This is a genomic window from Streptococcus oralis (assembly GCF_001578935.1).
GTDB classification, from domain to species: Bacteria; Bacillota; Bacilli; order Lactobacillales; family Streptococcaceae; genus Streptococcus; species Streptococcus oralis_R.
This window is the reverse complement of record NZ_KQ969521.1, coordinates 330438-338636: the sequence shown is the minus strand read 5'-3', so window position 1 is coordinate 338636 and position 8199 is coordinate 330438. Positions and strand designations below refer to the sequence as shown.

8 protein-coding genes are annotated in these 8199 nt (G+C 41.8%); 1 reads left to right on the top strand and 7 read right to left on the bottom strand.

All coding sequences use genetic code 11. From position 1 onward, the window contains the following. The 7 genes from SORDD15_RS01655 to SORDD15_RS01625 all read right to left on the bottom strand — a co-directional run. A partial coding sequence (locus SORDD15_RS01655) for an ABC-F family ATP-binding cassette domain-containing protein (RefSeq protein WP_061413791.1) occupies positions 1-1473 on the bottom strand: 1473 nt, incomplete at its 3' end. A gap of 1 nt (position 1474) precedes the next feature. Then, complete coding sequence (locus tag SORDD15_RS01650) at positions 1475-1954, bottom strand: VanZ family protein (RefSeq protein WP_061413789.1); 480 nt, start codon at positions 1952-1954, stop codon at positions 1475-1477. Between the two features lies 1 nt (position 1955). Next, positions 1956-3041 carry a dual-specificity RNA methyltransferase RlmN gene (rlmN, locus tag SORDD15_RS01645; protein ID WP_061413788.1) on the bottom strand — a complete coding sequence of 362 codons (1086 nt, stop codon included), beginning with the start codon at positions 3039-3041 and terminating at the stop codon, positions 1956-1958. A gap of 20 nt (positions 3042-3061) precedes the next feature. Further along, on the bottom strand, positions 3062-3592 hold the full coding sequence (locus tag SORDD15_RS01640; protein ID WP_061413786.1) for a YutD family protein: 531 nt from the start codon (positions 3590-3592) through the stop codon (positions 3062-3064). A gap of 154 nt (positions 3593-3746) precedes the next feature. Further along, positions 3747-4352 carry a superoxide dismutase SodA gene (gene sodA, locus SORDD15_RS01635; protein WP_049495200.1) on the bottom strand — a complete coding sequence of 202 codons (606 nt, stop codon included), beginning with the start codon at positions 4350-4352 and terminating at the stop codon, positions 3747-3749. 69 nt (positions 4353-4421) lie between these two features. Beyond that, positions 4422-5459: a DNA polymerase III subunit delta gene (gene holA / locus SORDD15_RS01630; RefSeq protein WP_061413784.1), complete on the bottom strand. Its 1038-nt coding sequence runs from the start codon at positions 5457-5459 to the stop codon at positions 4422-4424. 32 nt (positions 5460-5491) lie between these two features. Next, positions 5492-6427, bottom strand: coding sequence for a dihydroorotate oxidase (locus SORDD15_RS01625; RefSeq protein ID WP_061413782.1), 936 nt, complete (start codon positions 6425-6427; stop codon positions 5492-5494). A 226-nt stretch (positions 6428-6653) separates the two neighbouring features. Between SORDD15_RS01625 and gdhA the strand changes: the two genes are divergently transcribed. Then, positions 6654-8000, top strand: coding sequence for an NADP-specific glutamate dehydrogenase (gdhA, locus tag SORDD15_RS01620; RefSeq protein WP_061413780.1), 1347 nt, complete (start codon positions 6654-6656; stop codon positions 7998-8000). Positions 8001-8199 lie beyond the last annotated feature (199 nt).

The window sequence follows — 8199 nt, the reverse complement described above, 5'->3', positions numbered from 1 at the left end:
CATAAGAATGCTTCCTTTGTATTCTTTAAGCGCCCGTTTGAGTTCATCCTTGGCATCTACATCCAAGTGGTTGGTCGGCTCGTCCAGCACTAAGACGTTATTTTCACGGTTCATCAAGAGACAGAAACGCACCTTGGCCTGTTCCCCACCTGACAAGACCTGAATCTGACTTTCAATGTGCTTGGTCGTCAAACCACAACGAGCAAGGGCTGCACGAACTTCTGCCTGATTGAGTGCAGGAAAGGCATTCCAGACAGCTTCAAGAGGTGTTTGGCGATTTCCACCTTCTACTTCTTGCTCAAAATAACCAAGCTCTAGGTAATCACCGCGTTCAACTTCCCCAGCGATTGGCGGAATAATGCCCAAGAGACTTTTCAACAGAGTCGTCTTTCCAATCCCGTTGGCTCCGATAATAGCCACCTTTTGATTGCGTTCAAAGGTCAGATTAAGCGGTTTTGTTAGAGGGCGGTCATAACCAATCTGCAAATCCTTTGCTTGGAAGATAAAGCGTCCTGGCGTACGAGCTGATTTGAAATCAAAGGATGGTTTTGGCTTCTCACTTTGCAGTTCGATAATATCCATCTTGTCGAGTTTCTTTTGACGGGACATGGCCATATTACGTGTCGCAACACGGGCTTTGTTTCGAGCAACAAAGTCTTTGAGGTCTGCTATCTCTTTCTGTTGACGTTCATATGCCGCCTCTAGCTGAGATTTCTTCATGGCATAGACTTCTTGGAACTGGTAGTAATCACCAGAGTAACGCGTCAACTGTTGATTTTCCACATGATAGACGATATTGATTACGTCGTTGAGGAAAGGAATATCATGCGAAATAAGGACAAAGGCATTCTCATAGTTTTGGAGATAACGCTTGAGCCAGTCAATATGTTCAGCATCCAAGTAGTTGGTTGGCTCATCCAGAAGTAAGATATCAGGCTTTTCAAGGAGAAGCTTGGCCAAAAGCACTTTGGTTCTTTGCCCACCTGACAAAGAGGTTACATCCGTATCCATGCCAAAGTCCATGACACCAAGAGCACGCGCCACTTCGTCAATTTTGGCATCCAAGGTATAGAAATCACGACTCTCCAAACGATCTTGGAGTTCACCAACTTCTTCCATTAACGCATCAATATCAGCACCCTCTTCTGCCATTTCCATATAGAGGTCATTGATACGTGCTTCTGCTTTGAAAAGCTCATCAAAGGCAGTACGGAGAACATCACGCACAGTTTGACCTTCCTTTAGCACAGCATGCTGATCCAGGTAGCCAGCAGTCACATACTTGGACCACTCCACCTTCCCTTCATCTGGCAACATCTTACCTGTCACAATGCTCATAAAGGTTGATTTCCCTTCACCATTGGCACCGACTAGACCGATATGTTCTCCCTTGAGGAGACGGAAAGATACATCTTCAAAAATTGCACGGTCACCAAAACCATGACTTAAATTTTTAACTTCTAAAATACTCATTCTAATTCCTTATCTTGTTTTTATGCAGTCCTTTATAGAGGACCCAAGCCAGATAGCCTCCCAAGGTATTGGTCCACAAATCATCAATCTCAAAAACGCGATTAAAATCAAAGAAAAAGTCTAAGACCAGTTGCGTACACTCGATTCCTAGACTCAGTAGAAAACTGAGAAGGAGGATTTTTTTCGTTTGCCGCAAGTTTGGACAGAGATAGACCAGTTGAAAGACCAGAGGGAAGAGCAAGAAGACATTTAAAATATTCTGCAAAAAGATCCAAAGGACTTGTCCCAAACTGGTCACTTCACCTAAATTCCAAAGGGAGTTAAAAGGTGTCAAAAGAAAAACCAGGCGTCCAAAAGTTTGAATACCTGGAGTTTCCACTCCTGTAGGAAGTTGAGGCTGGGGAGTGAAGCAAAAACAGACAATACAAAGGCTATAAACAACCACTCCCAATCTTAAGGTTAATTCTCTTTTTCTAGTCATTTTATGGATTTACCACTGCGACTGCCTTCTGGCGGTCTTTTTTCATTGTATTGGAGCGTAATTGTCCACAAGCTGCATCAATATCAGTACCATGTTCTTGACGGACAACACAGTTGACACCCTTTTTCTTGAGCGTATCGTAGAAGGCCATGACGCGCTCTTTAGGACTACGGCTATACTGGTCATGCTCACTGACTGGGTTATAAGGAATCAAGTTTACATAAGATAATTTCTTGATGTTCTTGAGCAATTCAGCCAATTCCAAGGCTTGTTCAACGCCATCGTTGACTTCATTGAGCATGATGTATTCAAAGGTTACACGGCGGTTGGTTGTTTCGATGTAGTATTCAATCGCAGCAAAGAGTTTTTCAATCGGAAAAGCACGGTTAATCTTCATGATGCTTGAGCGCAACTCATTATTTGGTGCGTGAAGGGACACAGCCAGATTGACCTGTACGCCTTCATTAGCAAAATCACGAATTTTATGGGCCAAACCAGAAGTTGAAACTGTGATGTGACGAGCACCGATGGCCATCCCCTTGTCATCATTGATGGTACGAACAAAGTTCAATACATTGTTGTAGTTATCAAATGGTTCACCAATTCCCATAACAACGATATGGCTGACGCGTTCGTCCTGACCACGCTCATCAAAGTATTTCTGAACCAGCATGATTTGCGCTACGATTTCCCCGTTATTGAGATCCCGTTGTTTCTTGATCAAACCAGAGGCACAGAAGGTACAACCAATATTACAGCCAACCTGAGTGGTCACACAGACTGACAAACCGTAGTGTTGACGCATGAGTACTGTCTCAATCAACATGCCATCTGGCAACTCGAAAAGATACTTAACAGTACCGTCAGCTGACTCTTGTACGATCCGCTGTTTCAATGGATTGACTACAAACTGGTCATTGAGCTTAGCAATCAAATCTTTGGAAAGGTTGGTCATTTCTTCAAATGACTGGACACGTTTACGGTAGAGCCATTCCCAGATTTGATCTGCTCGGAATTTCTTTTCTCCTTGTTCTAATACCCATTCTTGCATGGTTTGACGTGTTAAACTATAAATAGACGGTTTCATCTCTTCTCCTTATTCTCTATCTATTTCTGACGAATGACAAAATGGCGCTGTCCCTTGTCCTCTTTCTGAGACTTTTGGTCCTTATGACGACGTCTATTTCTCTTATCCGCATTTGGTTTTCTCTTGTTTTGCGAAGGTTTCTTGCCTCTTCTAGAAAGGTTTTCCTCATCCTTTTTACGCATTTTCTTGTCAAATGAAGCCCGCTTCGGTGCTTGATTTTCTAGGACAAAATAGGCACAACCATAACTACAATACTCCAAAAGATAGTCCTGTAAGCGGCTAATCTTTTCATTTTTTTCCTCTGTTCGGTCGTCTTTGTAAAAGCCACGTAGGCGGAGTTGTTCATTGCTCCAGTCCCCCACGATATAATCAAACTTGGTTAAGACTTCTGAAAAACGCTGATTAAAGACTGTCACATCGAAAGCATCCTTGATATTTTCAACCAAGGTAAAAGCAATTCCTTCAGTCTCAACCTTATCCCCATTCACATGAAATTCTGGGCCAGGAAACTTGTTATAGTTGTATAATTCAGGTGCAATTTCTTTACGCATAGTCTTCCTTTTCCACGATTACTTAACACTCTATTTTACCATAATTTCTAGCAGTTAGCACGTTTTTCATAAAAATGAAAAAAGTCTGACGATTTTGTCAGACTTCTGCCATATAAAGCAAAAAGAGAAGAATGACTCTTCCCTTCCTATTTTTTTATTTTGCTGCTGCGTAAAGCTCATCTACTTTGTTCCAGTTGATGACTGAGAAGAAAGCTTTGATGTAGTCAGGACGCACGTTGCGGTATTTCACGTAGTAAGCATGTTCCCAAACGTCCAAGCCCAAGATTGGTTTTTTACCTTCTGAGATTGGTGTGTCTTGGTTTGCTGTTGAAGTCACTTCAAGCTTCCCTTCTTTGTTGACAACCAACCATGCCCATCCAGAACCGAAACGAGTTGTTGCTGCTGCTGTAAAGGCTGCTTGGAACTCTTCAAATGAACCAAATGTTGCATCAATTGCTGCTGCAAGTTCTGCTGATGGAGCAGTTTTTTCAGAAGTCATCAATTCCCAGAAAAGAGCGTGGTTCAAGTGTCCACCACCATTGTTGATAAGTGCTTGACGGATATCAGCTGGGATAGATTCTACATCAGCAAGCAAAGCTTCAAGGTCTTCACCAATTTCAGGGTGTTTTTCAAGAGCTGCATTAGCATTGTTGACATAAGTTTGATGGTGTTTGTCATGGTGCAAGTGCATTGTTTCTGCATCGATGTATGGTTCCAAAGCGTCGTATGCGTATGGAAGGTCTGGTAAGATAATAGCCATCTGTAATACCTCTTTTTCTTTCTATATGAAAATGATAACGCAATCATCCTCTTTTTTCAAGTTTTTTGCTCAATTTGCCTCTGTCGCAATCTGCAAAAGTACCTTTTCAAACAGGTACCCTTTTTCATAGACACCTGTCTTAATCTGGTAGTCTGTTTCAATCAAATAAGAAATCGCTCGCTTGAGAAAATCTAAGGAAATCCCTCTCGAATCTCTCAATGCGAACTTGATTTGATAAGGATTAGGATTGCGCCCTAAGTAAGTTCCTAGACTGCTTGCAATCTGTGATTCCGTCTGACCAGCTTCTGATAAAATCTTCACTTGAGTAAAGGTACGAAACTGCCCTAACATGACAGCTATGAGCTTGATTTCGTCTTCCCCTTGCAAGGTCAAATCTCTAACCAAGTCACGGGCCAGGTCAATCTTCTTAGCTAAAATAAACTGAGTCAAATCAAAAATATTGTCCTGCAGAGTCTTTGGAATAGCCTCGACAATGTCCTTCTCCTCAATCACGCCGTCGGACTTATAAGACTGCAAAAAAAAGAGATTTTTCTGGATTTCACTAAATTGAAAACCAGACTTGATGAGTAGATTTTCAAAGGATTGCCCCACAAACTGAAGACCTTGTGTCTGACTCCATTTTTGGAAATACTGGCGGAGTTCTTGTTCCTTGGGTTCAATAGCATCAAAGACAGTCGCATCTCGTTTGAGCAATTTGACCAACCGTCTTTTGCTATCCAACTTTCCTTCCGCAAAAATCAAGAGTTTAGTCGTTGGTGAAGGGTTGTCAAGGTATTCCTCAAACGACTTGAGCTCATCATCTGTTAAAAAGCGTTTCTTGGCTGTTGTGATATCGACAAAATGGTCTAATATCACGATTTTCTCATCCGCAAAGAAAGGGAGACTGACCAACTCCAACTCTAAGTCTTTATAAGCTACTTCTTTCATATCAAAGTAAGCAAAGTTGAGATCGGCTGGATCATAACCAATCTGCCTCAACACCTGACTCTTCATAACTTCAAACTGACCCTGATCTGTCCCTGTAAATAGATTCAAGCTAGATAGATTTGATAAAGTCAACTTCTGACTGTCTTCAATGGCTAGCATCTTCTCTCCTTTCTTCTGATTTTTTATTAAACTTAATCAATATAGCGCAATTTCCCACGGAAATCTTCTAGGCTCTCGTATCCTTTTTCCGCCATAATAGCTTTCAGTTCATTGGTAATACGTTCAAAAGCACCAACGCCTTCCTTGTGGAGCGTCGTTCCTACTTGCACCATACTCGCACCGCAGAGGATATGTTCAAAGGCATCACGACCCGTTAGAACACCACCCGTTCCGATGATTTGGATTTGCGGATTGAGACGTTGGTAAAAGGCGTGCACATTAGCAAGAGCAGTCGGTTTGATATACTCTCCACCAATGCCACCAAAACCATTTTTAGGACGAATCACGACCGACTCGTCTTCTATATAAAGGCCGTTCCCGATAGAGTTAACACAGTTAACAAACTTGAGTGGATACTTGTTAAAAATAGCAGCCGCTTGGTCAAAGTGAACAATATCAAAATATGGTGGCAATTTAATCCCAAGAGGTTTGGTAAAGTAGGCAAATACTTCTGCCAAGATACGGTCTGTTGTCTCAAAATCATAAGCAATCTGAGGTTTTCCTGGAACATTTGGACAAGAGAGATTAAGCTCTGTCAGTCCTTTGAATTCACTCTTTTGAACTTTTTTCAAAATGGTATGTGTTTCTTCTGGAGACATGCCAACTAAAGATAGGAAGAAAGTACGGTTTGGCTCTTTTTCCTGCAAGTCCAAAAGATAGTCCAGATAGTAGTCTAAGCCATTATTTGGCAAGCCCATAGAGTTGATAGAACCAAGTGGAACATCCTGGTAACGTGGTTCAGGATTTCCCTGACGAAAGTCCAAGGTCGCAGTCTTCGTAACAAAAGTACCGGCTGCTGAATTTTTGACCCCTTCAAGCTCCTCTATCGTCATACAAGCCACACCCGCTGCATTCATCAAGCAATTGTTAAACTCAAAGCCAGCTATTTGTGTTTTCGTTGATACCATGATTCTGATCCTCCAGATTCCTTTTATTTCTAATATTATACCATACTTTAAGATTTTCTCTTTGAGAAACTAATTTCTATATAAAACGTTCGGTTTTGTGAATTGAAAGAATTTTTAGAAAATTTCCGTTTTTTTCTTTACACCTCATAAAAATTCTGTTATAATAGCAGATGTAACAAAACATGACATAGTTTTGTTTTATAAATGATAGAAATGGAGAATCTCTATGACAACTGCTAAAGAATATATCCAAAACGCTTTTGAAACTGTAAAAGCTCGTAATGGCCATGAGGCTGAGTTCCTCCAAGCTGTTGAAGAATTTTTCAGCACCCTAGAACCTGTTTTTGAAAAACACCCAGAATACATCGAAGAAAACATCTTGGCACGTATTACGGAGCCTGAGCGCGTGATTAGCTTCCGTGTTCCTTGGGTTGACCGTGAAGGTAAAGTACAAGTCAACCGTGGTTACCGTGTACAGTTCAACTCAGCTGTTGGACCATACAAAGGTGGTCTTCGCTTCCACCCAACGGTAAACCAAGGAATCTTGAAATTCCTCGGCTTCGAACAAATCTTCAAAAACGTCTTGACTGGACTTCCAATCGGTGGAGGTAAAGGTGGATCTGACTTTGATCCAAAAGGCAAAACAGATGCTGAAGTGATGCGCTTCTGCCAAAGCTTTATGACTGAATTGCAAAAATACATCGGACCATCTCTTGACGTTCCTGCTGGTGACATCGGTGTTGGTGGACGTGAGATCGGTTACCTTTATGGTCAATACAAACGCCTTAACCAATTTGATGCGGGTGTCTTGACTGGTAAACCTCTTGGATTTGGTGGTAGCTTGATTCGTCCAGAAGCAACTGGTTATGGTTTGGTTTACTATACTGAAGAAATGCTCAAAGCTAATGGTAACAGTTTTGCTGGTAAGAAAGTGGTTATTTCAGGTTCTGGTAACGTAGCCCAATACGCTCTTCAAAAAGCGACAGAACTTGGTGCAACAGTTATCTCTGTTTCTGACTCAAATGGTTATGTCATCGATGAAAATGGTATCGACTTCGATCTTTTAGTAGATGTTAAGGAAAAACGCCGTGCTCGTTTGACTGAGTATGCAGCTGAGAAAGCAACTGCTACTTACCATGAAGGTTCTGTATGGACTTACGCCGGAAACTACGACATCGCTCTTCCATGTGCTACTCAAAACGAAATCAACGGTGAAGCAGCTAAACGTTTGGTTGCTCAAGGAGTTATCTGTGTATCTGAAGGTGCCAACATGCCAAGCGACCTTGATGCCATCAAAGTTTACAAAGAAAATGGTATCTTCTACGGGCCTGCCAAAGCTGCCAACGCTGGTGGTGTAGCTGTATCAGCGCTTGAAATGAGCCAAAACAGCCTTCGCCTTTCATGGACTCGTGAAGAAGTTGATGGACGCCTCAAAGACATCATGACCAACATCTTCAATACAGCTAAAACAACTGCTGAAACATACGGACTTGGTACTGACTACCTTGCAGGAGCAAATATCGCTGCCTTCGAAAACGTAGCAAACGCTATGATTGCACAAGGTATCGTTTAAGCTACTCTGTATTGATCCTCAATCTTTGTGATTGAGGATTTTTTCGACTCTTAAGAAGAACCTAGCACAGCTAAGATGTTGGAGTAAAACAGTCCAGTGGACTGTTTTAGCCTGAGCCTATAAATTCGGAAGCGAAGCTGTTTAGCCAAGTCATAATAAGGACGAAACATATCCATCGTAATGATTTTCACCTGACAGC